Source organism: Desulfosporosinus hippei DSM 8344 (assembly GCF_900100785.1).
Classification (GTDB): domain Bacteria; phylum Bacillota; class Desulfitobacteriia; order Desulfitobacteriales; family Desulfitobacteriaceae; genus Desulfosporosinus; species Desulfosporosinus hippei.
Map to the genome: position 1 here is coordinate 16,715 of NZ_FNCP01000016.1, position 25,699 is coordinate 42,413.

A 25,699-nucleotide genomic window follows, 5' to 3' on the forward strand; every position below is an offset into this window, starting at 1 on the left:
GAAATCCATATTTTTAAATGAGGATCCCGCCAAGATTTATAATAATATATCAATTGACTAATATATTACTATCTGCTAATATGTATAACATATTAATGCTGACTAATACGTTGAAAGGAGATTACTTATGGATTATCTAGATGTCAAAGTTAAATTCATAAAAGGATTTGCGGATAGAACCCGTCTACAAATCCTTGAAGCTATTATAGATCAAGAAAAAACCGTGCAACAAATCGTTGATCAAATCAAGGGGAACCAATCTAATGTTTCCCAACACTTGGCCTGTTTAAAAGGATGTGGAATTGTTACATCCCGTCAAGATGGAAAATTCATGTATTATTCCTTGCGCGATGAACAGGTTAGAAGTCTTCTTAATATTTTTGATGCGGTTTTAGGTGATGTTAAAGAAAGTGTTGCCACCTGTGATAAAAATGAAAAATGCCTGTGTGGAAAGAGTGAATTAAAATGCCTAACCAAGCGAAAAAAGCTTTAGAAGCCCATCCTTTATCTTCTTACGGACAAGATCCTAAGAATAACATTTTTCCTATGCTATTAGAAATGGCTACCCACAAGACTTCAAACTGCAGTTGCTGTGAACCAACTGAAGAATCTGATGACCAGAATAACCTTCCGTTTATCATGATTAAATCACCTAGCAGTCCTTGTTGTGATGATAATTCATGCGGTGCCGAGGAAAGAGAACTTGATATTAAAGATGGAATTTCCGGGCACATCTTTGAGTTTCGGGTTGAAGGTATGGACTGTCCGGTTTGTGCTCAAACTCTTGAGAAAATTTTAATTAAGATACCCGGTGTAAATGATGCCAAAGTCAACTATAGCACTTCAAAAATGCAAGTTGTGGCGGATGATGAGTCACTCCTAGAAAGTATTCAAAAACACGCCCAAAAACTCGGATTCACGGCCACACCCTTAACCCAAAGTAAGAAAAAGGGTCAAACTTTCAATATCGCAGGAATGGATTGTGGAGTCTGTGCTGAAACCCTGGAAAAATATCTGAAAACTTTACCGGCGGTAAGAGAAGCAAGTGTAAATTTTTCAACAGGTAAGCTGAAAATTGTCCACGATATGACCATAGAAGAAGTTATGAATGCTGTGTCTAAATCAGGCTATAAGGCTAATTTGGTATCCAGTAGTAAAGAAAGAAATCCGAATACTCCTGTTACTGCTGCTAAGAAATTCAATGTATCTTCAAACTCAATCTCTGGTATTCTCTTAGCTTTAGGATATTTCGGCACATTGGCCCATGTTCCAGAGTTAATTTCCATACTGTTCTATGCAGCGGCAGTCGCAATCGGTGGCTATAAACCGGCCAAAAGTGCCTATTACGCTGTTAGAAGCAAATCATTAGACATGAACGTACTCATGACGACTGCGGCTATAGGGGCAGCAATGATCGGTCAATGGCTGGAAGCAGCCACGGTGGTTTGGCTTTTTTCTTTGGGTATCTATCTGCAAACCAGGACACTGGACAAAACAAGAAATTCCATTCGTAGTTTAATGAGCTTGACGCCGCCTGAAGCTTGGTTAAAAATAGGCCAAGATTTAATCCGTACTTCAGTAGACGATATCTCCGTCGGCGATACCATAGTAATTAAGCCTGGCGAAAAAATTCCCCTGGATGGAGAAATTGTCTCTGGAATCTCAAGCATTAATCAGGCTGCGATTACGGGCGAGTCTGTTCCCAGCGATAAAAGTGAAGGTGACACTGTGTATGCCGGAACAATCAACGAGAACGGTTCCCTAGAAGTAAAGGTTACTAAGCTAATTGAAGATACGACCATTGCCAAAATTATTCATTTAGTTGAAGAAGCACAAGGGAAAAAGGCTGAAACACAAGCCATAGTTGACCGTTTTGCCAAGATATACACGCCCATTGTCTTTCTGTTAGCAATACTTACAATTCTGGTTCCACCTTTGTTAGGTCTGGGAACTTGGAGTGCTTGGTTTTATAAAGGCTTAGAGTTACTGGTTATCGCTTGCCCCTGTGCCTTAGTGATCTCAACGCCTGTGGCGATTGTATCTGCTATTGGTAATGCCGCCAAAAATGGAGTTTTGATTAAAGGAGGAACTTATTTAGAAGTTGCCGGCACCATCCAGGCCATTGCTTTTGATAAAACAGGAACTCTCACCGCCGGCAAACCAAAAGTCGTTAAAATCATACCAATTAAGGGGTCAGAGCCCGAGATTATCAGTGTTGCCAGAACCATTGAGGAACACTCTCAACACCCGATTGCCTTAGCTATTCTAGACTACGCCAGAGCTAACAATATTTCCAGCCAAAATGCGGACTCCTTCAAGGCGATTGTTGGTAAAGGCGCACAGGCATCCATCGAGGGAACAGAATATTTTGCGGGTAAACCAGAACTGTTTCGTGAATTAGGATTGCCCCTTGACAGCGAAGTTCAAATTAGCATTGAGACTTCCCAAAATGAAGGAAATAGCATCGTCATGGTGGGAACTAAAGCGAAACTTTTAGGGATTATTCTAGTAGCTGATTTTGTCCGTGATGTAACAGTTACAGCCCTGAAAAAACTCAAAGAGGTTGGCATTGTACAGGCTGTTATGCTAACCGGAGATAATGAAGGAACCGCACGAAAAGTTGCGTCAGAAACAGGGGTTGACCAATATTTCTCCGAGTTGCTGCCTGAAGATAAGTTGAACACAGTGAAAATGCTCCAGCAAGAGTATAAAGTCGTAGCAATGGTTGGTGATGGCATTAACGACGCCCCTGCCTTAGCTACTGCAAATTTAGGAATTGCCATGGGAGGAGCAGGAACAGATACAGCCATGGAAACTGCCGATATTGTTCTCATGGCAGATAATTTGGAAAAGCTTCCTCACACCATCAAGCTAAGTCGACAAGCTCTAAGAATCATTAAACAAAATATTTGGTTCGCTATCCTTGTAAAGTTTGTCGCCTTGGTGCTTATCTTCCCAGGTTGGCTTACCTTATGGATGGCTGTAATGAGTGATACAGGAGCAGCTTTGCTTGTTATATTCAACAGTATGCGCTTAATGCGTATGAAAGACTGCTAGTCCATTCTCACGATAAAGACGTAGGTCCGGGCAACCTGCCGGGTTATCTCAACCAGGCTATAGGAGCTTTGAGTTGTCCTCAGCCCAGTTGGCCTTTTCACTGAGGTGACGCTGAGTCAAGACTTCAGACCCGTTAAAAAAGTTTAACTAAAATACACTGTACCATGCCAGCCCCACTTTGAAACTCGCCTTTCAAAGTGGGGCTGGCATTCTTATTGACAATAAAGGAAATATCTTCTAGTATACAAACTGTATTAACTGTACTAAGCCACATAGAACAGTTTGGAGGTAACCATGTTTCAATTGGACTATATGGATCATAGCCCCTTGTACGAACAGATTAAGGAGAAGATAAAAGCCCTCATCATCAGCGGAGCAATGAAACCTGACGAGAAAGTTCCCTCTGTTCGTGAATTGGCTCAGTCCCTCACCATTAACCCCAATACCATTCATAAGGCCTACAAAGAACTTGAGCTGGAAGGATACATATACTCCGTCCGAGCCAAAGGAAGTTTTGTGACCCCCATCTACAATAAAATCAATCAGGCAAGAAAGGATAACTTGCTGCTGGAGCTGGACAAACTGGTTGCGGAGCTGGCCTACATGAATGTTCCCAAGGAGCAGCTCATTGCCAGAATTGAGGAACTATATGGAAGAGGGAGGCAGAAGAACAATGATTGAGGCCCAAAAACTAACGAAATCCTTTGGCAGCTATAAAGTTCTCGAGGATCTGAATTTAAAGGTCAATAAAGCATCCGTTTATGGCCTGCTGGGGCCAAATGGGGCCGGAAAGACCACTCTGATTAAGCATTTAACCGGATTATACCGCCAGGATCAAGGCATAGTGACCATTGATGATCAACCGGTCTACGAAAATTCTCAGGTAAAAGGTCAAATGATTTACATTCCCGACGATTTGTACTTCTTTTCTCAAGCAAGTATTGATGAAACTGCAAAGTTCTATGCCAAAATATATCCTGACTGGAATTGGAACCGGTATGAGCAATTAAAGCAGGTATTTCCCATCGACAGCAAGAGAAGAGTAGTCAAACTGTCCAAGGGAATGCAAAAACAGGTAGCCTTCTGGTTGGGGATTTCCTCCATGCCTAAGGTCATGATCCTGGATGAACCCGTCGATGGCCTGGACCCTGTCATGCGCAAAAAGGTCTGGAGCCTCATCCTCCAGGATGTAGCGGAAAGGCATGTAACTGTCTTGGTATCATCTCATAATCTGAGAGAACTGGAAGATGTCTGCGATCATATCGGCATCCTGCACAATGGGAAAATCGTTGTGGAAAGGGAACTGGACGATATGAAATCCGATGTCCACAAGTTTCAGCTGGGCTTTGCCGGTGACATTCCGGCAGGGTTCCTGGCAGGTTCTGAAGTTTTGCACAGAACCCAGACAGGCAGCATACTCCTGCTGATTGCCAGAGGGGATAAAAATGAATTGCTGCAAAGGATGAAATCAGCCAATCCGGTTATTTTGGATGTCCTGCCTCTGACACTTGAAGAGATATTTATCTATGAATTAGGGGGGATGGGTTATGACATTCAAAATATCCTTATTTAAAAAAGCCTTGATCTTAAGCGATTTGAAACGTTTTTGGTGGGTAAGCGCTCTCTATACTCTGGCCCTTATCGCCATTGTTCCCTTCAGTCACCTGATGAAAGCCATGGGAATGGAGGTCCAAAACATTACCTGGATTCAAGACACTATCGACAGAACAATGAGGTTTATACAGGATGACGTTCAAGCAATTCTAATCTGTACCGTACCGGTGCTTATGGCAGTCTTGATATTCCGATACTTACAAGTAGACAAGTCCGCCGTTATGATGCACAGCCTACCCTTGAAAAGGAGCTCTCATTATGCCAGCCATTGCTTGGCAGGGTTTGTTCTTTTAATAATCCCAGCCGTCTTAACTTCTCTGATTATGATATTATTAGAAAATCTTACGGTACTGGGAAGCTTTTATACGTTACCTAAGATTTTCTCCTGGCTTGGACTTAATATCTTTTTCTGTCTGTTCTTTTATAATATCGCCGTATTGGTTGGGATGTTTACCGGATCTTCCGTAGCCCAAATCGTATTATCTTATATCATCCAAATACTGCCCATAGGAATTTATGTTTTGCTTAAATTCAGCCTTGAGCAATTGCTGTTTGGCTTCGGCGAAGTCCCTTACTCACTGTTTAATGAGAATAATCATCCTTTATTTATTATACTCAATGGGGCTCTCCCGAGAACCCCGCATAGTGTAGGCTACTTTCCTGCTTACATCCTGGCAGCTGCCGCCTGTTTAGTCCTGGGCCAGTATGTCTATAAACATAGGAGGCTGGAAACGGCCGGCGACATTATTGCCTTTCCGGCCTTCTATCCTGTATTTAAATACGGGATGACCTTCTGTTTAATGCTGATTGGTGGAACCTATTTTTGCGGTGTTTCCAGACAATCCCTTCCCATGTTGATCCTAGGTTATGTTCTTGCTTCGGCTCTAGGCTACTTTGTTGCGGAAATTCTCATCCATAAGTCCTTCAGGGTTTTGCACTTCTATAAAGGTTATCTGTACTACGTCCTTGTGATTGTGCTGCTCTTGGGAGGTCTGTCCTTGGATGTTTCAGGCTTCGTTAAGCGAGTGCCCAGCCCCGAGGAAGTAGAAAAGGTTTATTTTAGCTATAACTATGATGATTGGTTCTATTTTGAAAAAGAAAAGAATCCCGAATTTCTGGAGTCCAGATACCAGGATAGGGGGCACTTCGAAGATAACCCGCCTATCCTGCTGGAAAGTCAGGAGAATATTGCAGGAGTGATTGAGCTTCAGAAGCATCTAATCAAGGAAAGAAGGAGGGAGGCTGGTTCATCCCGTTATATTATTTACACCCTAAAAAATGGAGATTATATCCTTCGCCAATACAATATTAATGAAGCTGATCAAAGTGATGCCGCTTTCCTCAAGCCCATTTATGAATCCTTGGAGTACAAAAAATTAAAATTTCCGGCAATGCGTCTAGTGCCGGAGGACATAAAATTGATGTCTGCCAGTGATCACCGCAGCGGCAAACGGCCGGTGGATCTCACAGGAACTAAGGAAATCAGGGAATTAACGGAACTTTTGAAAAACGAAACGATTAAGATGTCTTATGAGGATATGACCTCAAGCAGAGAATCTTATATATGGATATCCGTATTGGAAAACAATAAGCGTAATGAACAAAACATCCTGGTTCAAAGCAGTTTTTCCTCACTGCTGAGTTGGCTTAAGGATAAGGATTACTATAATCAATTTGCCCTGCATTTGGAGGATATCGAATCCGTTGAACTGGAAAAAGCTGAGGACAGAGCATACTCCGACAATGCAGCAATTCGCAGTCCGGTAACCATCAATGAGCGGGAAGTGATTGAGGAATTATTAAATATAGATTCCAGTACAAACTACATCAGCAATGATGTCATCGCACGCTTTAACGTTCGGAATAATGTCTGGGAAAAACGGGTCAGTCTTGATACCAGGGTTTCGGCAAAATTAAAAGGATATTTCGCAGAGTTGGAGGAAGAGAATTAATCATAGCTGCCACTGCCAGGCCAGTCAGACTTTGAATTACGCGTTTGAAAGTCGGACTGGCCTCTTTTATGTGATATTCGCTATAATTTAATTTGTGTATTTTGACAAGATACCCCTTAAATGATTAAGGTTGTCTAAGTTTTTATAAAGGCTTCTTACATCTAGACATTAGTAGAAAAGGAGTGGAATTAGCATTAAAAAAAATAAAGAGTTAGGAATTGGAAGTATATCATTGGTATTATGCATACTTGGTATCCTATTTAGCATTTCACATAGAAGTTTTTGTATTGGTGATTATATCTTAAATGGAGTTGGGCTAAGTTCATGGTCGAATGGTGGTACTGGAATCCATTATACAATTTTCTACTCGCTGGCATTCTTTATTCCATCATTTGTAATTGGTCTAAAATATAAGGACAACTACGGTTCAAGGGCAAGTTCTATTTCTGGCATAATTGGAGGCACTATTATATTTTGTTATTCTGGGGTGTTGTTTAACTGGTAGCAGAGTGGTTTCCAAAATATTCATATGAAGGAAGTAGAATTATGGTACATTTAGTTTATTGTGATGACCGGGAAAAGGTTCTGGAGAAAATACTTGCCGGAGAGAAAACAATGGTAGTCAGAGGAGCAGCAGGAAGAAAGATTCCTCACAGCAGAGTTTTTAAAGGTGAAACTCTCTACTTTATGAAAAAAGGAACAGCTAAAATCTCAGCTGCGGCTAAGGTTATCGATATTCAGAACTATGTCAAATTGACGGAAGAAGAAATCACAAAAACACTTCAAGAAAATCAGGCTAAGCTTAGCTTGACGGATAAGCAAAAGGCAAGGTGGCATAAAAAATGCCTGTGCTTAGTGGAATTTGCAGAGGTAGAAGAAATTGTACCCTTGGCCTTTGACCACCAAGGGAATATGGATGATTGGCTGATTATCGAAAAAATTGAAGACGTAGTAGTTGGAATGAGCATACCGTACAATTATGACAACTCTAAATTTTAATCTGGTTAGGGGCATAATGGGGTCTGATAGAGAACATCTGCATGACCATCAAAGCAGGAATTTGAATTGAAGGAACACCCGGAGACTGGAGAAACTACAAGAGTCAAATTACGGCAAAAATAACAGATTATTCTTGACACAATCCACTTTTTGGATATAATTTAACTAATATAATAATATTTTTCTTAGGTGCCCTGTTAAAGGGAGAATAGGGAACCGGGTGTTAGTCCCGGACGGGCCCGCCACTGTATAGGTAAGCCAATGCCAACAACCACTCCAAAGTTGGGGGAAGGGGCATAATGGCGATGATCCTGAGTCAGGAGACCTGCCTAAGGAAAGAGTGACCTTTACCGAGGGAAAAGGTCCCGTGAGGATGATGGAAAATCCACGCTAATGAATAGTGTGGATTTTTTATTTTTTTAGGAGGATCAAAATGAGAGCTGCTGTACTGGAAGCTATTGAAAAGTTGACCCTGACTAATCTGGAGACTCCCCACTGCGGACCGGGAGAAGTTCTTATTAGAACTAAAGCCTGCGGAATATGCCGTACGGATATGAAATGCTTAATGCAGGGACAAAAAGATTTGAAAACCCCGCGGATTTTAGGACATGAGGTGGCAGGCACTGTGGTTGCCAGAGGGCAGAATGTTAATCAGGTCTCTGTTGGGGACAGGGTTCAGGTATCCCCCGGCATACCATGTGGTATTTGTAACTATTGTTTAAAGGGTCAAGATAACTTATGTGATTCTGTCCAGATAATTGGATTTCACGTGCATGGTGGCTTTGCTGAGTATTTATTAATCCCGGCCAGAGGGGTTAAGAACGGAATAATCCAGACTATCTCTGATCATATTTCCTATGCAGAGGCTGCCCTCATTGAGCCTTTGGCTTGTTCTGTCAACATACAAAATTCCTTAAATGTCTCGGCTGAGGACTCTATACTGATTATTGGTGCGGGACCCTTAGGAATCTTAAATTCCAAATTAGCCAGAGCCCGTGGAGTAAAGAAAATTATTGTCGCTGAGATCAACGAAAGGAGACTGAAGAATGGGGAGAAATTTGATTTTGATTACTTGATCAACGTAGATTACAAGGATTTAGTTAAAGAAATAATTCAGCTTACAAATGGTACCGGAGTGGATGTCGCTATTCCCTGTTGCCCGGGTATAGAAGCCTTTAGCCAAGGAATAAATGCTTTAGCTAAAAGAGGACGTTTGGGCTTTTTCAGTGGAATAATAGGGAATACAGCCCTGGGCTTTGATTTCAATATCATTCACTATAAAGAGCTATTGGTTTCAGGAGCCTATGGATGTTCTCTATCAGATAACAGAAATGCCTTGGGACTAATAGCTAAAAATAAAGGAAATGTGAAAAATATGATCACTCAAAGACTTTCATTAGATGAAATACAACGTGGTTTAGAGATGGTGGGAACTATGTCTGAAACATCAATTATCGTTGAGTTTTAAGGAGTGTATTATTATGTCTAAGGAAAAAGCCAAAGAATTCGGATCAGTAATAGCCAGGTTAATTAAGGCCCAAAATATCACCAGGAATGAATCCAAAGCAGTATTTTCTCAAATCCTCCTCAATGAGCAATCGGATATGCATCAAGGAGCCTTTTTAGCCGCTCTGTCAGCGAAAGGTGAAACAGCTGAGGAGATTGCGGGAAGTTGGGAGGCTATTTATGAACTTGATACGGTCAAAGTAATTCCAGAAACAGTGCTTCCTCTAGTGGATAATTCAGGTACCGGAATGGATGCCTTTAAAACCTTTAATATCAGTACGGCTGCTTCGATTATCGCTGCAGCCAATGGAATTACCATGGCCAAGCATGGATCCAGAGCTATTACCTCTTATTGCGGCACCATTGATATTCTGGAAGAACTGGGTGTCGATGTAGAATGCCATACAGAGATAGTTAAAAAGAGCATTGAAAAAGCAGGTATTGGAATATTTAATGGGATGAGTCCTAAGGTTCATCCTCAAGCCTTAGGAAGAATTCTTTCTCAAATTTCTTTTGGGACTGTTCTCAATATTGCGGCCTCTCTGGCCAACCCGGCCCTGCCCAAATACGGGGTGCGTGGGGTATATGCCAAAGAAATGTTAGAACCCGTTGCCCAGGTAATGAAGGAGGTTGGTTATCAAAAGGCAATCGTTGTCCATGGGGTGACTGAAGATGGAACTTTAGGGATGGATGAGGCTTCCAACTTGGGAGAGACCTTTATTGCTGAATTAAAGGAAGACGGTAGAATAGTTCAGTATTCCTTCACTCCTGAAGACCTGGGGATCAGGCGAGGCAATCGAGCTGAGATAGCTTCACTCAATAACCTGGAACAAGAGGCCGTTCGCATGATCGCCTTGTTAAAGGGTAAGGATTTGGGCTCACTCTCAGACATTGTGTGTTTAAATGCCGCTTTGATACTTTATCTCATGAACCAATGTGCCACAATCAAGGCAGGGTTTAACCAAGCCAAAGAAACTATTGCCAGTGGGAAAGCTATTCGTAAATTAAGAGATTGGGTAGAGGAACAGAATCATAGCCCTCAAAAAGGATTAGCCAAATTGGAAAAACTCACTCTGAAGACTTTAGCCATGTAATTGTTCAACTAACGCTTACTAATATAAATGGCAGAGAGGATGAACAGCTATAAAACTGTATGCCTTAAAATGTAAGGATAAATATGTAAGGGTATCTAGGGAAAGTTATCAATGTGTTGAAATGGATAAAGCCAGGTCTACCTACCGGAGAAATTCTCTCTAATTGAGGAATATCTTAAAGGAGCAAAAAAGAGCGGCCTGTTCAATCGTACACCTATACGATTGAACAGGCCGCTGCCTTATTCTCCAGTTCTATGTACTTTTTCCTTAAGTTTCTGAAGTTCGATATACTCAATTACGGCACATCGTCCAACACTATTTAATGAGAGCACTTCTGTTAAAAGCTGCCCGGTTGTATAATCTTCAGCGACAAATTGATTCAGTACGTCAATGCCCTGTTTGCATTCAGTTCTGCCTAAAAGATAATCCGTTGATACATTATAAAAATTTGCCAACGTGATAACCGCCCGGGTATGAAGATCAGATTCACCCTGCTCACATCTGGAATAGTGTTGTTGTGTCGTTCCGATAATTTTGGCAATATCCCGTTGTCTCAAATCTTTATCTTCTCGAAGCCCGCGGATTATTTCATATGACTCCTTCATAGCATGCTTCCTTTACATTTAAATAGTGTATAAAATAATATCACACACATTATTGGTGTATTGACTTAAACTTATTATTGATGTAATATGTTCAATAATACATTTATAATGTGTAAAAAAGAGTTCTTTCATTCATGATGATGAATTTTGGCAGTCAGGCTTATCTATAACATTGTAATAATCAAAAGAACAGATTTGCACATAAAATCTAGACTACTTTCATAAATGACGCGCAAAAAGCGCGTCATTTCCTTATATTCCTTAAGAAAGGTGAATGAAGATGGTTTTTGAAAATTTAAGGGATGCCTTAGATAGTTTACGAGCGCTAGAGTCACTCAATACGTTAATTTGCATCACGGATACTGACAATAATCTGGTTTATGAGAGCTCAAATAAAAATTGCATGCAGAATGTTCACCCGGAGGATCTTAAAAAGCTAAATATATTCTGTCGTTCCCTATGCTCGACTTTCAGAGTGCTCTTAGTCGATAACTGGGTTACTGCCATAACCACCATACCTTTCATAATTGGGGACAAATCCTATTGGCTAGAATTCAAACAGTTTATCCGGCAAAACATCCATTTAAGTCCGGAGACCCGAGGCTTCGAAGATTTGTATATTCATCAAATAAAGGAAATGGCCATCACAGACTCCCTCACGAAGCTTTATAACCGGAGATATATCGATGAGCGGCTGCCTATCGATATGCAAAGTTCCTTCGAATTGGATGTACCGCTAAGCGTTCTCTTTATAGATATTGACTATTTTAAACAGATTAATGACCAAAATGGCCACGCGGCTGGTGACTTAGTACTGCAGAAACTGGCTCTGCTGCTGCAAAAGCATCTCCGCAGAGGAAGCGGTTGGGTTGCTCGCTACGGCGGCGATGAGATCCTCATCTGCCTCCCGGACAGTGGAAAAAAAGCCGCCAAAAGCATTGCTAACCGGCTCAGAGGAACCATTGAAAACTATAATTTTTATTATAAAGGAAAAAAGATAGTGGTGACTTGCAGCATAGGTATTCAAACCGTCTTTAAAAATTCCGGGGTTACAAGCATATCGGAATTGTTGGCCATGGTAGACAAGAATCTATACCGGGCCAAAAACAAAGGACGTAACAGAGTGTGCTGAAGGCATTCAATCATAGAAAAGGTGAAGTTTATCACATTAAAATATTTTTTAAATGCTGTTATATAAATTTTGAGGTAAGATATTTAAACCACTTTGACACAATAAAAAGCACCCAAAAAGTGCTTTTTATTGTGTCGATGATTTCATTTGCAACATTGTTGGTGCTAATATTTTCAGTGCTTGAACCGAAATAGACCGCCTCTTCCCAAAGATGCGGTCTATTTGGTAATTTTTGAAGCCGTCCGCTCTTTAAGTGGCTGTTGCATCTCTGCTGTTTTTTAGCTGGAAAAGTAAGGTTTGCTATGGCGTTTTATTATGAGGGTAATCACACCGGCATAAAACTGATTGGCTTATCAGCTGAGTTTCCTCCGGTATTTTTTGGGTTTGGCTAAAAGCAATCCGGCTGAGAGCAGGATAAATCCGAACATGCCAATCAAGAATGTGCGGGATATTCCTCCCGCTTTTGGCAGGATTCCGCCCGGTGACGGTGTATTGTCATCATACCAGCCCAAAACGGCAGGATTTTCATCGGTCAATAGATTGTTTCGTAAAGTATAGGAGAGTACCTGCTCTTCTTTGAGGCTGACGGCTAAAGGTTCGGAAAAGAGGGCATAACCTTTCGGAGCGGCAGTTTCCCGGAGAGTATACTCGCCCGGTGCAAGTTTTTCAAAATTAACTAAACCGTCCTGATCGGAAATAGCCTTGACGATAACCGTGTCCGTCGTATCGAAGAGTGTAAACTCCGCGCCGGAGAGGGGAGTGGAATCCTTAGTAATTTTTTTAATCCGAATGCTGCCGGTAAGAGAGTTCTCAGGAAGAGTAGGAACTTCCGGAACTATTGGAGCATCAATTTTTTGATTCTTAATAGTGAGCTTTAAAGTCTGCCCGCTACTTAGGGAAACCTCTGTGCTGCCCGTGGCGGCGCTAAAACCCGGGGGCACACGGGTTTCGGAAACCTTATAGACACCGGGGGGAAGCTTCTCGAATAAAGCGCGGCCGTTAGCGTCCGTCACAATAACTTGGAGCGCTGTACCGCCGGCGTCATAAAGAGTAAACTCAGCATCCTTGAGCAGGTTTCCCTGATCATCCGTTTTAGTGATTTCGATGCTGCCCGGGAGAGCTTCCTCCCTTTGATTGATCACGGTGAAGGAACGGGTAGTGGTACCGGTGATGCTCACATCAATACTCTCCGTATTGAGAGCATATCCTTCAGGAGGCTTGGTTTCCTTTATAACGTATTGTCCTGTGGGAACGTTATCAAAGTAGGCTCTGCCCTTTGCATCGGAGCTGGCTGTGGCAATGATCTTGCCGCTTGTTTTGGAGTATAGGGTAAAAACAGCTCCCGCCAGTTTGCTGCCGTCCTCGTTTGTTTTGGTAATCTCTATGCTTCCAAAAACTGTTACAGATGATGACGGCGTATTGGTTAAAGTATCAGGGGTCACGCTGGTTATGACTGAGGTCTTGTCGGCGTTATAAACAACGCTTGCTGTAAGCTCCGTGTTGGATAGAATATAACCGGCGGGTGGACTTGTCTCCCTGATTTTGTAGTCGTTTCCGAGAGGCACTTCATTGAATGTAACTATGCCGGCTACACTTGAGGCTGTCATTGCTACCGGTTTTCCCGAATAGTCCGTCCCCGTCAGCATGAAGATACCGTTGCTTAGAGGAGCACCACTAACGGATATTTTAGAGAAGGAAATACTTCCCAGGGCGGGTGTGTTGGCAAACTCATTGACAACCGGTGTTCCTGAAGAGGTCCGGCGCAGGGTGGAAACGACAGCATTTTGGGCTGCGTTATACTCGACAGAGGCTGTCAGGATATCAGGGCTGCCGGGCTGCAGATAGCCTGCCGGGGGATCAGTTTCGGCAATAGTGTAATTCCCGATAGGCACAAGAGGAAAGGTCACAGTCCCACCGACGGCGGAAGTGGTCATATTCACGGGGACACCGTCGTAATCCGTGCCCGTCAGGGTAAAGGTACCTCCGGAAAGAGGAACTCCGCCCAATCCTGTTTTAGTGAAGGAAACGGTTCCGGGCAGGGGAGTATTCACCAGTTCATTGGGTGTCACTGTGACAGTCAGAGCGGTTTTATCTGCGTTATAAAGCACTGTAGCTGACAGAGTCGATGCGTTAAGGCTATGTCCCTCCGGCGGGACAGACTCTGTGATCGTGTAGGGTTCTCCCGTCTTACCTAAGGGCACCCCGGTAAAGGATACGATTCCGTTCACGGCGGTGGCTGTCAGGCTTACGTCATTATTCAAATAATTCTTACCTGTCAGGGTAAAGACGCCGCCGGAAAGGAGAGCTCCTCCTGCCCCCTTTTTCTCAAAGTCTACCGTCGCCAGGGCAAGTGTGTCAGAAACGGAGACGGTTTCGCTACCGCTCAAGCGATTTCCCCCAAAGATAGGATTGGAAGGCAAGAAATAGCCTGCAGGGGGCTCGGTTTCCTCCACATAGAATACCCAGGATGGCAGGTTATTGAACACTGCATTTCCCGAGGCATCTGTTGTGCGGATAATGGAATTTCCACCGCTGGTGACGGGTTGTTTATTGACATTGAGCAGCCGGAATTTTGCGTTCACCAGCGGGTTGCCGTCAGTGTCCGTTTTGTGCACGCTAAGAGTGTTGCTACCGCTGCCTCCGCTGGAGAAAAGATTAACAATGTGGATCTGAGTGGAGTCGGCACTGCCGGAAGTATCTCCCGCACTTCCCGATAAAGTAATGGAGTTGGCGATGTCCAGGTTGTCCACCAGAATGTTGGTAATGAATTCCAACCGATAGGCGGAGCTGGTGTTTGCCGGCAGGGAGACAGCCAGCGTATTGCTATTGCCGGTGGTAGGCTGTGTCACGTTATAGCCGCCGGTCACTAGGGTACCTGCAGAAGACTGAGCTGCCTCGCCGGTAATGGGGTCCACGGGAACAGTATACAGTTTCAGGGAAGCTGGATCCAGCTGCAACCCAGAATTCAGGACATCTGTGATGACTCCGTTTGGCAGGGTCATTTGACCCGGATTGATCACTGCGGACCAACTAATATAATCTGATCCGGGGGTGTAAGCATAGGTTTTCGTAATCACCGGGTTTTTGATTTGCGCTACGGCATATTTTGTTATAGGAGATGAGATCTCAGCCGCCTCAAGAGATACGTTATTAGTGAAATTTTTGGTTCCGTTCCATTGGAGTTTTAAGGCATCTTCATTCATTAAGGTCCAGAAGGTGATGGTGTATTGATCCATGGTTAAGGAGGGAAGGTCATATACAAAGGAAGTGTCCCCGTTGGCACCGGTGGTTAAGGTACCCGGTGCCCCGCCGCCTGCCGTTGTAACGGTGAAAGGATGCCCGGCGTCGATTAGGAGGGTCATTCCCGTTGGAAGAGTGTCAGTAACCTTGGCGTTGGTCAGGGGTAATTTATTGCGGTTGACGACAATCTGCCATTCCAGGGTGCGCTCAGTGTAGTTATAAGCCGTCTTCACGGTTTTATCGAGGATTTGGCTTTTGTAGCCCTTGCTACCTTCGCCTGTCACGGTGCTGCCGGAACGGGTCAAGGTCACGCCGTTTTTGAAGGTTACGATTCCACTGGAATTTCCGTTGGAATATAAAGTGTCAAGCCCCGAATTGTCGCCTGCCGTTCCCGGAACCGTATCCAGAATCCGGGTGTAATAATCTAAGGTGTAGGTTCCACTGATAGTGTCAGTACCGGAGGATTCCTGGGGGAATTCATAGGAAAAATCATTCTTGAAACTGTCTGCGGAGGTGAGATTGCCGGAGGAAGGAGGGGAGGAAAAGTTTTCCACCTCAGAATCCGGCGTGCCTTTTTTCGTTACAGTGAAGGGATGGCTGCTGTCCAGGAGCAGCTCCTGTCCGGGGGGAATATTATCAGTGACTTTGGCATCAACGATGCTGATTCCGTTACGATTGACAGTGGTAGTCCAGTGGATGGTGCCGGGATCCCCAGCGGAATACTCATAGTTTGGAGTTCCTCCTGCAGAGGACTTGGATAAAAGTCCTCCCGAGCCGACGCCGTTTGTAATGGAAGCAGTGTCTGAAGGGGAGGTTATCGTAGTGGTTTCACTCCAAGTCAGGCTTGCCTCATTGGTGAAAGTAATATTGCCGTTGCTATCCAAGTAGCTGTCTCGAGCCGAAGCTTTCACACGGGTATAAAAGCTCAGAGTAGCAGTAGTTCCGGCTGTGGGCTGACTGCCCGCAGGAAAGAGATAGGTCAGGGTGTTTCCGGAAGAATCGTAATTGTATTGGCCGTCTCCGGATCCGCTGCTGACCTCAGTGGGGGAACCCGAACCGAACTGGATCTGAACAGGATAACTCGAGTCGGCAAACAATTCCAAATCAGCGGGAATGCTGTCCGTGATCTCCGCACCAGTTATGGCTTTGCCGGTCTGGCCCGGCACAGTCACGGATACCGTCCATTTAGCGAGGGTGGGGTCGCTTGCCGTGGCGACGGAGACCCCACTTTTGGAGATCCAGTCCAGCTTTAGAGAAGCCGATGCTTCTGTCGCCGCCGCATCTGTACCGCGTTTCAAGTTTACTTTATTGTTGAAGGTAGAATACTCGGCATTGTTTGAAGAACCGTTTTCCGATGAAAAGTCTGAAGGAGCAGTCTTGTAGGTCACAGTCTGGGCACCGTTGGTATCAGGGTCAGTATCGGGGAAGGTATAATTAATTGTCCGAGTGGGAGGATCAATGGCCAGTGCTCCGTCGGAATCAGGGACAGGACTGCCGGCCACGGTAAAGGAATCGGCAACATAGGTTTGGTTTGAGCCGAATTCATCAATCAGGGAATATCCGTCATAAGCCATATTAGGGTCACCTGCCGGAGGGGTTACGGATACCGTCCAGGTAATTTCGTTGGCGGAGGGATCATAGCTGCCGCTTTTGGCGAGTTTGCTTTCCATAGGCAGGGGCTGTCGTTTGATGATGATGACCTGGCTGCCGAATTTAATCTCCGTGGTGGTTCCGTCGCCAGCATTCAAAGTTTTAAAGGTACCCTCTATATGAATCCGTCCCCATTTGTCCAGATGAGCGTCATTAGCCGCTCCGCCGTAGCCGGATGGGTCCTCGGATTCCTTGGTAAGTTCCACCTTGAGTGTATTGCCGGTAATGCTCCAGGTGGCGAGAGTGTAGATGTCGCCGCCGGCGTCACTGGCAATCACATCGTCTGTGGTGTGAGCAAAGTTGAGCCCTTGGGGAAGGGCGGCGGTAAAGTATTCTTCGCCAGTATAGTCGTAAATGTCTGCGCCGCTGCCGTCTTCTAAGTGGAAGCCATAGTCCAACACAATCTTAGCTCCGGCAGGGACATTGTTGTAGCTTCCGTCCGCCTCGGGAAGAATAGGGGTGGTACCGTCCGCCTGGGTTATGCTCAGTGAAGATGCCTGAGGGGCGGGAAGATAGTCTGTTCCATGTACCACCAGAAAGGAAGTACCGGTCAGGTCGGCGGGTATGGCGGCAGCTGCCAGATTCAGCGGCAGAATCTGCAGCATAAGAAGTACAGCAATAGCTATACTTAGAAGCTTTTTTCTACTTAGTTTCATAATTATGACCTCCCACATTGCGCTGTAAAATTTCAGATAATATATCTCGTAAATCCTATCTATCTCTTGATATGCTGTGGCAATCCGGCAACTTCAGAAGTATTGCATCTGTCCTAAATATGTGATAGGATTTTATCGAAGCAGTACGGTAGCGCCAAAGGAGGCAGAATGTTAGGATGCTGACTATCAGGAAAATCCTTTCCTGGGTGCTCATTGTGCTTGGGCTTTGCCTGATTCTGGATGCTTTTGTCGTTAAAACCTATCATTACCCATGGAGAACACTTTTCGGCAGTTACGACCAGAGCGAATTCTCAGTACAGGATCCTGCCTCTATTGTTGCGAAAGACGTTGTTCTCACCCAGACCGAGCCTGAAGGGCTTCCGGCTATACCCTCTGCAGCATCCTTGCCGGCCAGTCTGCCCGGAGATGAAAAAGCTATATCCCCGTCTCAGCCCGCTTATGTCCAGCTCGGGATCTTAAAAATACCGGTGCTCAATGTCTCTGAATACGTGCTGGAGGGGACAGAGGGACAGCTGCATTATGGCGTCGGCCAGGTGGTTGGAAGCAAAGGCATAGGGCAAAAGGGAAACTGCGTGATTGCGGGGCATCGTGCCACAACTTTCCGTTATCTCAATAAGCTTGTCTCTGGCAACCGGATCATTCTGAAAGCCGAAGGCAACGTATATACTTATTCCGTATATGAAAGCTTTACCGTTTTGCCCGAAGATACTTGGGTACTGGGAGAGGTGAGAGGCGAAACATATGCCCTTACACTGATTACTTGTACACCGTATTTGGTAAACAGCCAGCGGTTGATTGTCCGGGCACGGCTTATAGATATAAACGGCATGAAGCCGGAAGGGTATTAAATCCATAATTTCATAAGGACACTATAACGATAATAGCAAACCTGTTGAAAAGCAGGGACGCAAAGCCACGGGTCTAAGGTCTTCAGACTATGACAGCCGGGTTGCCGAAAGTAGTTCATCTGTTTTTGATGAGTTCTGTTCAGGCAACCTGAGCAGAACTTTTTTCGTTCTCTGACCACCTTTCCCTTAAGATAAAAATAGCCTCACAAAAGGATGAGGGAACTAACCACCCTTAATAGTGTCTGAAGCAAGTTGACTGGAGGAGAAAAGCATGAATAAAAGCAGAATTCTTAGCACCGTTTTTTTACTGGTTGTTTTTCTAACAATTGCTCTTACTGCGTTACCTGGGTCAGCCTCCGCAAGCTGGGAGCTTGGGATTGCCAATTTGCCGGATACCGCCACAGTATCTCAGACAAATCAAACATGGGAAGATTCCGAAGTGTTCAGGTCGGAAGTTATTCGGCTTATCAACCTTGAGCGAACAAAAAACGGGCTGAACCCACTTGAGGAAAGCCAAACTCTTACTTATATGGCAACTATCAGGGCGCAAGAATCTATGAATTTTTTCTCACACACAAGACCTGACGGAGCAGATGCTTTCACAATATTCTCCGACTACAACCTTGCTTACACTGCTGTCGGCGAAAACCTCTCCAGTGGCTTTTCGTCGCCTGCCAAGTTGGTGGAGGCCTGGATGACTTCAGAGTCGCATCAGGCAAACATTCTGAGCGATAAATTCGTCTGCGTTGGCACTGGTTTTTATGTTGACGAGAATAAGAAAATTTATTGCTCCCAGCTTTTTTATAGGCCTTAGTGAATATCTTAATTTACAAGGATTGCCACTATTAATGTAATGGTTTTCAATTTACTCCTTCCTTTATATTTATTCTTATTCTTGTTCTTAGTTTATTCTAACTCTTATAAGGAGGGTTTTCAACTTAATAATTGGAAAGTTTAACTTTTCTTAACTCGAAGCACTCTGAGCCTTTGAATCTCCCGAGGCATTGAAAGATGAAGCAGGATATTGAGCTATTGCAATGCCTGTCCAAGAGACGAATGTGTATTCGTTTCTCGTTGGCCCGAGCAGGTACCTACTAATGGGGGATATCCTAGTTCAACCCATTATCGAACCTCCTTTTAGACATAAATAAATATTTCCAGCCAATTTCTTGGGCAAATTGAGCGGGGAGACGAGAATTAAGACTTGTACCGTAATTAAAAATTGACTAAATGCAAATTTGGTGCGGATTTTATTAAAAGTTCAGGGCTAATTCCTGGCACGAAATGAGCGGACTGTCAATCGTAAAACGTATACGATTAAACAGTCCGCTCATAAAATTTAGCAGGTGACTTAGGTTGTCCTTCCATACTGCTCGACAATGAAATCCATAAAGTACCGGCTGGCAATGGGCAATACTTTCTTGTTTTTAAAGGCCAGGGAGATGGTACGGACAATGGGCGGGTACAGCTCCAAGGTTGAGATATGATAAGGGGACCTGCTAATGATTAATTTCGGCAGAATAGATATTCCCAAGCCGCTTTCAATCATGGACATAATCGTATAGTCATCATGAACACGGTATTGGACGTTGGGATGGAGATTTTCCCGTTTAAAAAACTCCAAAGGCACACTTAATTGACCTTCATCCAAGAGGATAAAGGCTTCATTGACCAGGTCATGAAGTAAAGTTTTCTTTTTGAGCGTTAAGGGGTGGTTTTTGGGCACCACCACCAGCATTTCGTCTTGTTGAAGGGGGATGGTCTTGAGTTCGGATACAGCTTGAGCATCGGGATTGACAAAGCCGAAATCCACGCTCCCTTCTTTAATCAACTGGGCAATGCTGGTGTACTCCCCTTGGTGAAGTTCAAAGCATACCGAAGGGTACCTGGCTTTAAAATCCCTGATTAATTCAGGAAGCCAATTGCTGGAAATACTGGAGAAGGTGCCGATGCGAATAATCCCTGTTTGCAGTCCTTGCATTTCCCGGTGTTTTTCCTCAAGCTCTCGGAGGGAATTATGTACCCCTTTAATGTAGGGCAGGAATTCCTCGGCATCAGGCGTCAGAGAGATCCCTTTCCGGGAACGCAAAAAGAGTATGGTGGAAAGTTCCTCCTCTAGGGAGCGGACCATCTGGCTGATAGCGGATTGGGTGTAACCGAGTTCCTCAGCAGCTTTGGTAAAACTTCCTGTTTCGATGATTTTCATAAAAGCTTGATAGCGGTTCATTGTTTACCTCATATACATTAGAAAAACTTATATATTCATTATGGAAATTCGTTTTACTTATGTCAAGAGGGGAGAGTATGATGAAACAAATATAATGATAGATCAGAGGTACGTTTCAATGAGCAACAAGATTATCCCCTGGAAAAACGGAATCAAAGACGGTATCCCCATCGCTCTCGGCTACTTCGCGGTTTCTTTTACCTTTGGCATTGTGGCTAAGAAGGCTGGGCTGACGCCCTTTCAGGCCGTCTTCATGTCTGCATTCAACCTAACCTCAGCAGGACAATTCGGAGCTTTGGCTTTAATCGGGACTTCCGCGACTTATCTGGAAATGGCCCTGACCCAACTAATCATTAATTTAAGATATTGTCTGATGTCCTGTTCATTATCGCAAAAATTCGAGGCAGGAGCAGGCTGGCCTCATCGCTTTATGGTGGCCTTCGGCGTTACGGATGAAATATTCGGGGTATCCGTTTGCAAAGAAGGTAAACTGAACCCTTTCTACAATTACGGTCTGATGAGCGTTAGTATAGCGGGCTGGATGCTGGGTACCTTTTGCGGTGTTGTTTCAGGGGAGATTTTGCCCGCAAGGATCATCAGCGCCTTAAGTGTCGCCCTATATGGGATGTTTATCGCTGTGATTGTCCCGCCGGCAAAAGGAAACAAACTATTGACGGGAATCATTATCTCATCCATGCTGCTGAGTTTGCTGTTTGCCCAACTACCTATCCTTAGTCAAATCTCGCAGGGATTTAAAATCATTATCTTAACGGTAGCGATAGCAGGAATTGCTGCTCTCCTGTTTCCGGTGAAGGAGGCTGCCCATGAGGGGTAATATCTATCTCTATATTCTGGTCATGGCGGGGGTTACATATTTGATCAGACTCATTCCCTTGATTTTCATGCGTAAGGAAATCAGGAACGTTTATCTCAAATCCTTTCTATATTATGTTCCCTATGTCACCCTGGCGGTGATGACCTTTCCCGCGATCTTAAGCGCGACGGCAAACCTGTGGTCCGCCCTGGCAGGATTCGGCACGGCCTTAATCTTGGCCTATCGCGGTGGCAGTCTATTCAAGGTATCTATCATGGCTTGTTTATCGGTCTTTATTGTTGAGTTGATGGTATAAACCTGTTTATTGCTTCGCTCACTATCCCTCCTTGTAACCCCGGTATAGATAAACAGAGCAGCGAAAAAGCCGTTGGAAATCTCCCTTGAGTTAATTCCTGCTTAGATAATATGCTATAATTAGTAACTTTACAGACCTGACCGGAGAGGGACTGACTTAACTAAAATTATGTGGCATCATGGGGCTGACAGGATGTTTGCCTTTTATTGTTATTAGTGGAAGGAGTGGGCAAAATGGTAAAAATCGCAATCAGGCCTGCTGAAGAGAGTGAAAGCGATGTCTTAACAATGATTTCGTTTGCGGCAAAGAGATATTGGAATTATCCTGAAGCCTATTTAGATATCTGGAAAACAGAGCTGACCATTACCGCTGATTATATTAAGGATAATTATGTCTACGTGGCTGAGGATAATGGCCAAATAATTGGGTATATCTCAGTCTTGGAAGTTCAAGAGGATTTTATGGTTAGTAAGGTACTGCTTAGAAAGGGCTTTTGGCTGGAACATATTTTTATTTTGCCGGAGTTTATTGGTTTGGGAATTGGGACACAGTTAATTGGTGCAGCAAAAAGCATATGCGTTAAAGGGAATATAGACGGCTTATCCATGTTGTCCGATCCCTACGCAAAAGGTTTTTATGAAAAAATGGGAGCAAAATATATGGGTGAAGTGCCATCGAGCATTAAAAGAAGAACGGTTGCCTTATTTGAATTGAAAATTTAATACTGATGAGCAGATGATAAATCGTGAAATTGCTCATTCCTATATATTTGAGGGTTTAAGCATAGAATTAGAAATCTCTTTACTTAATTCATTGCGCCGCTGCCGCCTTTGACCTGATATCCTTCCATGGTCCCTCCATAGCAGGCAGAAATGGCTATTTTACCGTTTTCTTTAATTTTGGAAATTGTAGTTTCCAAAACTACATCACCTACCACTAGTTTGCCGTCATCGGTAACGTCCTTGAAAGCTACTGGCACGGCATTCGGCTCATCCGAATATGTACTCAAAAACCACATTTGCTCCTTGAGAAGTTTCACTACATTGGCATTCATTTGCGGTACTGGCAGGAGACTATGATCTAATAGCCGGGCAGCAGTGGGTATGATATTTGTCGGAAATACGGGACAAAATTGATATCTTAAAAGCTGGAATCTAGGCGATTTTCATTAAAAATAATTCAAGATAGAATTAAAGATTCACAGGTAAGAATTCCATCTATACCAAGCTTAAGAGAGCCAAAAATCACGTCTGGTTTAAGTATTTGAAATATTCACAAAGATCATCTACAATTAGCTATACTCTAAGTAAATGGGTTATGGTTTGAGACAAGGAGCAATATGTTTGACGATTTTATAAAACATTATAGTACCATCAGAAACATTCTCAGAGACTGTTTTTTGTACGGATGCTTTTCCATTGACGATCTCGAAACTAAAAGAAATGTCAGTCCCCGGAAAGTAAGTTATGAAATACGGCGTATACAACAGTATGTCGAAAAGAAATATGTAAAAGTAGATAAGGATGGGCGGTATAAGCTTATTAGCCTTACTTACGATTTCTTAAGGCATACAGACAACTTCCTGGTGCATACTTTTATGACCAAAAGTTTTACGAGGACAGACTTGTATTTGTATCTACTGATTCTGATGTACCTTCAGTCCAAAAATATTCCTTGTTCAGTAAACGCTATAGTTGATGAACTAATTGATGATGGCCATTTAAACTTCGAAAAAATCAGCGTAAAGACCATCGAAAGAAAACTTAATGAAATGTCTAAAGGAATCGGTATACTTTCTTGTGATACGGAGAAAAGGACAAAACAGTACTTTATAGCACCGGATATATTAGATCAACTGAGCTACGACCAGTTACTAGAGTTGCTCAGGGCCATTGATCTTTATAAAAATATTGTTTTTCCTACAACTATCGGTTATTTCTGTGCCCAAACACTTCAGGATTATTTGAATTATGAAAGAAAACGTAGCGTCACTTTTAACTTGTTTAATTACAAGTATGTTCACTTTCATCCTGTTATTGAGGAACAGATCCTCTGGGAGATTCTGAAGGCAATTCATCAGGAAAGAAAGATTAAAATTCACTATCATACAGCGAAAAGCCCCGCTCAGAACTCCTATAAAGTCCTAACCCCTTACAAAATAAGATATGATGTGCGTCATGGCAGGTTTTATCTAATATCCTTCAATAATTATGGTAAGTGCATTATTTCAAGGCTGGATAGGATCGAGAGTATTGAATTACAAAAAGAATCCTTCAGCAGGGATGATTATAAAAAAAATTACAAAGAGCGTATGAAATACACCTGGTCCAGTGTAGCTTTGGCAGATGGTAAAGAACCGGAAAACATCAAATTGGAACTATTAATTGATGAATCCTCGGAAAGATATTTGATAGAAAAACTTAAAAACGAAGCTCCCGGTGGAAAAATGGAGAAAATTGAGGAAGGTCGCTATCACTATTCTCTGAAGGTTAGTGATAGTGGTGAGATGATTCCTTGGCTTCGAAGCTATGCAGGAAATATTCGGGTCTTAAAAAGTACTGAACTTGCCGATAAACTCGCAGCAGACTGGAAGGAGATTCTTTTGTCCTATGGAGTTGTTTAATGAAGTAAAAAACAGATATTTTCAGCTGTTATTTAAAATTATTAACGAATGTGTCTCAGGGAAAACCAAAGATGAGATTTTAAAAATCATTGATGAGGGAGAATTTGAACAAAAAGTTATCGGAAAAAATCAAAACACTTTTGCCGATCTCGTATTGAATAGCGGTGATAAAGACAATAATTTCAATCTATTAAAACAAGAGATGGATCTGTTTTTTCCGTGCCTTAGAGATACCGAAAAAAAACCCTTGCCGATTCGTTTTTCAAACCTAGAAAAGGCATGGCTAAAAGCGCTGCTTAGCCAACCGGGAATAGAAATGATGTTAAGCGACCAGACTTTGGCCCAGCTTCAAACTATTCTGCGTGACATTGATACACCGGTTCAAAAAGACTATCTGGAAATGACAAATATCATTCAGCTGCCGGAGATTTCTCAGCCGGAGATTTACCAAACTAATTTTCGCTTGCTCTTAGAAGCGTTAATTCAAGAAAAGCCTATTCGCTATGATAACCAAGATAGAAAAGGGAATTTTCACAAGAATAAACTGGCCGTGCCGGTTAGCCTTGAATATTCAATGAGGGACGGAAGATTTCGCATATCCATGTTTTCCCTTGATGATAACAGGCCGATTATGGCCAACCTTTTTACGCTCTCAAACCTAAGGATCGTCAACGAGAAGGTCCCAATAGATCGAGAAGCCGCGAGGGCATTTCTTTTTGAACAATACTCCCAAGAGCCCATAGTTTTAGAAGTTACGGACAAAAAGGGAGCGATGGAAAGAAGTTTCATGTGCTTTTCCGGTATGGAGAGGTCAGCAAAACATTTAGGAAATCATAAATACGAGTTACAACTGCATTACTACCTATTTGAAGAAGAAAATCTAATCCGGAATATTATTTCTTTAGGACCCTATGTCAAGGTAATAACCCCTCAAAGACTCGCTGATGAAATAATAAGACGAGTAAGAAAATCATTAGAGTTTGCAACAAGATAAATGTTGCAAACTTTTTGTCTTTTGACCGTTAAATTATCCCGCTATACTAAAAATGTTCCTAATTCCTATACATAGATTTCTGTATAATCTTGCGGTACCTGATCTTCTTAGGATTTAGGTATGCCGGTATCGGAATCTGGAGCTCATTAACCGAAGAACGGAGGTTCGATTCCTCCATTACCGTAAGGTAGTTAGCTCAGTGGTAGAGCCTTCGGCATTAAGGGGTTCGAATCCCCATCAGATCTAAGGATCTGAAGCTATGGTTAGCTCAATGGTCACCTGAAGATTGGATCTTTGGAGAGAATCCCATGTTGGGCAGTACATCTGCTGAGACAGCGGGACTTAAGCTAT

The 25,699-nt window shown here is 43.3% G+C and carries 21 protein-coding genes and 2 riboswitches; of the genes, 17 read left to right on the plus strand and 4 right to left on the minus strand.

Translation table 11 applies throughout. The features are described from left to right. Positions 1-127 precede the first annotated feature (127 nt). The 8 genes from BLS16_RS13985 (at position 128) to trpD (ending at position 10,222) form a co-directional block, all read left to right on the plus strand. Positions 128-493: an ArsR/SmtB family transcription factor gene (locus BLS16_RS13985; protein ID WP_092334167.1), complete on the plus strand. Its 366-nt coding sequence runs from the start codon at positions 128-130 to the stop codon at positions 491-493. Beyond that, positions 466-3,057: a heavy metal translocating P-type ATPase gene (locus BLS16_RS13990; RefSeq protein WP_092334169.1), complete on the plus strand. Its 2,592-nt coding sequence runs from the start codon at positions 466-468 to the stop codon at positions 3,055-3,057. The genes BLS16_RS13985 and BLS16_RS13990 overlap by 28 nt, the downstream gene beginning before the upstream one ends. Before the next feature lie 294 nt (positions 3,058-3,351). After that, positions 3,352-3,738, plus strand: a complete 387-nt coding sequence (locus BLS16_RS13995; protein WP_092334171.1) for a GntR family transcriptional regulator — start codon at positions 3,352-3,354, stop codon at positions 3,736-3,738. Then, positions 3,731-4,630: an ABC transporter ATP-binding protein gene (locus BLS16_RS14000; protein WP_092334173.1), complete on the plus strand. Its 900-nt coding sequence runs from the start codon at positions 3,731-3,733 to the stop codon at positions 4,628-4,630. Before BLS16_RS13995 ends, BLS16_RS14000 begins: the two co-directional genes overlap by 8 nt. After that, entirely contained in the window at positions 4,605-6,623 is a 2,019-nt protein-coding gene (locus BLS16_RS14005) for a DUF6449 domain-containing protein (protein WP_092334175.1), read from the plus strand. The genes BLS16_RS14000 and BLS16_RS14005 overlap by 26 nt, the downstream gene beginning before the upstream one ends. Before the next feature lie 546 nt (positions 6,624-7,169). Further along, entirely contained in the window at positions 7,170-7,622 is a 453-nt protein-coding gene (locus BLS16_RS14010) for a hypothetical protein (protein ID WP_092334177.1), read from the plus strand. 170 nt (positions 7,623-7,792) lie between these two features. After that, positions 7,793-7,969: riboswitch (cobalamin riboswitch) on the plus strand. 86 nt (positions 7,970-8,055) lie between these two features. Continuing rightward, a complete protein-coding gene (locus BLS16_RS14015) occupies positions 8,056-9,090 on the plus strand; it encodes a zinc-dependent dehydrogenase (protein ID WP_092334179.1) in 1,035 nt (344 codons plus the stop codon). Between the two features lie 13 nt (positions 9,091-9,103). After that, positions 9,104-10,222, plus strand: a complete 1,119-nt coding sequence (trpD, locus tag BLS16_RS14020; protein WP_092334181.1) for an anthranilate phosphoribosyltransferase — start codon at positions 9,104-9,106, stop codon at positions 10,220-10,222. Between the two features lie 239 nt (positions 10,223-10,461). Here trpD and BLS16_RS14025 read toward each other — a convergent pair whose 3' ends face one another. Further along, positions 10,462-10,827, minus strand: coding sequence for a helix-turn-helix domain-containing protein (locus BLS16_RS14025; protein ID WP_092334183.1), 366 nt, complete (start codon positions 10,825-10,827; stop codon positions 10,462-10,464). Positions 10,828-11,107: 280 nt separating this feature from the next. On the opposite strand from BLS16_RS14025, the gene BLS16_RS14030 reads away from it, so the two are divergent. After that, positions 11,108-11,959, plus strand: a complete 852-nt coding sequence (locus tag BLS16_RS14030; protein WP_092334185.1) for a GGDEF domain-containing protein — start codon at positions 11,108-11,110, stop codon at positions 11,957-11,959. A 353-nt stretch (positions 11,960-12,312) separates the two neighbouring features. Here the strand turns inward: BLS16_RS14030 and BLS16_RS14035 are convergent, their stop codons facing one another. Then, positions 12,313-16,296 carry a SpaA isopeptide-forming pilin-related protein gene (locus tag BLS16_RS14035; protein ID WP_176786174.1) on the minus strand — a complete coding sequence of 1,328 codons (3,984 nt, stop codon included), beginning with the start codon at positions 16,294-16,296 and terminating at the stop codon, positions 12,313-12,315. Between the two features lie 112 nt (positions 16,297-16,408). On the opposite strand from BLS16_RS14035, the gene BLS16_RS23670 reads away from it, so the two are divergent. The 3 genes from BLS16_RS23670 to BLS16_RS14045 all read left to right on the plus strand — a co-directional run bounded on the left by BLS16_RS23670 (position 16,409) and on the right by BLS16_RS14045 (position 19,188). Next, a complete protein-coding gene (locus BLS16_RS23670; RefSeq protein WP_176786175.1) occupies positions 16,409-16,582 on the plus strand; it encodes a hypothetical protein in 174 nt (57 codons plus the stop codon). A gap of 1,099 nt (positions 16,583-17,681) precedes the next feature. Then, positions 17,682-18,374 (plus strand): class D sortase, encoded by a 693-nt coding sequence (locus tag BLS16_RS14040; RefSeq protein ID WP_092334189.1) that lies wholly within the window; start codon positions 17,682-17,684, stop codon positions 18,372-18,374. 24 nt (positions 18,375-18,398) lie between these two features. Continuing rightward, positions 18,399-18,483: riboswitch (cyclic di-GMP riboswitch) on the plus strand. Between the two features lie 162 nt (positions 18,484-18,645). Continuing rightward, positions 18,646-19,188 (plus strand): CAP domain-containing protein, encoded by a 543-nt coding sequence (locus tag BLS16_RS14045; protein ID WP_092334191.1) that lies wholly within the window; start codon positions 18,646-18,648, stop codon positions 19,186-19,188. A gap of 537 nt (positions 19,189-19,725) precedes the next feature. Here the strand turns inward: BLS16_RS14045 and BLS16_RS14050 are convergent. Then, positions 19,726-20,601 carry a LysR family transcriptional regulator gene (locus BLS16_RS14050; protein ID WP_092334193.1) on the minus strand — a complete coding sequence of 292 codons (876 nt, stop codon included), beginning with the start codon at positions 20,599-20,601 and terminating at the stop codon, positions 19,726-19,728. 94 nt (positions 20,602-20,695) lie between these two features. Here BLS16_RS14050 and BLS16_RS14055 point away from each other — a divergent pair, with 94 nt between their 5' ends. From BLS16_RS14055 to BLS16_RS14065, 3 genes are all read left to right on the plus strand, one after another. Further along, positions 20,696-21,436: an AzlC family ABC transporter permease gene (locus BLS16_RS14055; RefSeq protein ID WP_427846377.1), complete on the plus strand. Its 741-nt coding sequence runs from the start codon at positions 20,696-20,698 to the stop codon at positions 21,434-21,436. Next, the gene (locus tag BLS16_RS14060) at positions 21,426-21,731 is read left to right on the plus strand and encodes an AzlD domain-containing protein (protein WP_092334197.1); all 306 of its coding nucleotides are present in this window, start codon (positions 21,426-21,428) and stop codon (positions 21,729-21,731) included. Before BLS16_RS14055 ends, BLS16_RS14060 begins: the two co-directional genes overlap by 11 nt. Before the next feature lie 233 nt (positions 21,732-21,964). After that, entirely contained in the window at positions 21,965-22,453 is a 489-nt protein-coding gene (locus BLS16_RS14065; protein WP_092334199.1) for a GNAT family N-acetyltransferase, read from the plus strand. An 83-nt stretch (positions 22,454-22,536) separates the two neighbouring features. Here BLS16_RS14065 and BLS16_RS14070 read toward each other — a convergent pair whose 3' ends face one another. Then, positions 22,537-22,740 (minus strand): pyridoxamine 5'-phosphate oxidase family protein, encoded by a 204-nt coding sequence (locus BLS16_RS14070; protein ID WP_242876294.1) that lies wholly within the window; start codon positions 22,738-22,740, stop codon positions 22,537-22,539. Positions 22,741-23,070: 330 nt separating this feature from the next. Between BLS16_RS14070 and BLS16_RS14075 the strand changes: the two genes are divergently transcribed. Together BLS16_RS14075 and BLS16_RS14080 are read left to right on the plus strand one after the other, a co-directional pair. Next, complete coding sequence (locus BLS16_RS14075; RefSeq protein WP_092334201.1) at positions 23,071-24,354, plus strand: WYL domain-containing protein; 1,284 nt, start codon at positions 23,071-23,073, stop codon at positions 24,352-24,354. Beyond that, a complete protein-coding gene (locus tag BLS16_RS14080) occupies positions 24,341-25,348 on the plus strand; it encodes a WYL domain-containing protein (RefSeq protein WP_092334203.1) in 1,008 nt (335 codons plus the stop codon). Before BLS16_RS14075 ends, BLS16_RS14080 begins: the two co-directional genes overlap by 14 nt. Positions 25,349-25,699 lie beyond the last annotated feature (351 nt).

Coding starts and splice junctions, on each gene's coding strand:
- BLS16_RS14075 (WP_092334201.1), top strand. CDS start 23,071: ATGTTTGACGATTTTATAAAACATTATAGTACCATCAGAAACATTCTC.
- BLS16_RS13985 (WP_092334167.1), top strand. CDS start 128: ATGGATTATCTAGATGTCAAAGTTAAATTCATAAAAGGATTTGCGGAT.
- BLS16_RS14055 (WP_427846377.1), top strand. CDS start 20,696: ATGATAGATCAGAGGTACGTTTCAATGAGCAACAAGATTATCCCCTGG.
- BLS16_RS14030 (WP_092334185.1), top strand. CDS start 11,108: ATGGTTTTTGAAAATTTAAGGGATGCCTTAGATAGTTTACGAGCGCTA.
- BLS16_RS13995 (WP_092334171.1), top strand. CDS start 3,352: ATGTTTCAATTGGACTATATGGATCATAGCCCCTTGTACGAACAGATT.
- BLS16_RS13990 (WP_092334169.1), top strand. CDS start 466: ATGCCTAACCAAGCGAAAAAAGCTTTAGAAGCCCATCCTTTATCTTCT.
- BLS16_RS14050 (WP_092334193.1), bottom strand. CDS start 20,601: ATGAACCGCTATCAAGCTTTTATGAAAATCATCGAAACAGGAAGTTTT.
- BLS16_RS14025 (WP_092334183.1), bottom strand. CDS start 10,827: ATGAAGGAGTCATATGAAATAATCCGCGGGCTTCGAGAAGATAAAGAT.
- BLS16_RS14045 (WP_092334191.1), top strand. CDS start 18,646: ATGAATAAAAGCAGAATTCTTAGCACCGTTTTTTTACTGGTTGTTTTT.
- BLS16_RS14005 (WP_092334175.1), top strand. CDS start 4,605: ATGACATTCAAAATATCCTTATTTAAAAAAGCCTTGATCTTAAGCGAT.
- BLS16_RS14000 (WP_092334173.1), top strand. CDS start 3,731: ATGATTGAGGCCCAAAAACTAACGAAATCCTTTGGCAGCTATAAAGTT.
- BLS16_RS14040 (WP_092334189.1), top strand. CDS start 17,682: ATGCTGACTATCAGGAAAATCCTTTCCTGGGTGCTCATTGTGCTTGGG.
- BLS16_RS14080 (WP_092334203.1), top strand. CDS start 24,341: ATGGAGTTGTTTAATGAAGTAAAAAACAGATATTTTCAGCTGTTATTT.
- BLS16_RS14060 (WP_092334197.1), top strand. CDS start 21,426: ATGAGGGGTAATATCTATCTCTATATTCTGGTCATGGCGGGGGTTACA.
- BLS16_RS14065 (WP_092334199.1), top strand. CDS start 21,965: ATGGTAAAAATCGCAATCAGGCCTGCTGAAGAGAGTGAAAGCGATGTC.
- BLS16_RS14015 (WP_092334179.1), top strand. CDS start 8,056: ATGAGAGCTGCTGTACTGGAAGCTATTGAAAAGTTGACCCTGACTAAT.
- trpD (WP_092334181.1), top strand. CDS start 9,104: ATGTCTAAGGAAAAAGCCAAAGAATTCGGATCAGTAATAGCCAGGTTA.
- BLS16_RS14010 (WP_092334177.1), top strand. CDS start 7,170: ATGGTACATTTAGTTTATTGTGATGACCGGGAAAAGGTTCTGGAGAAA.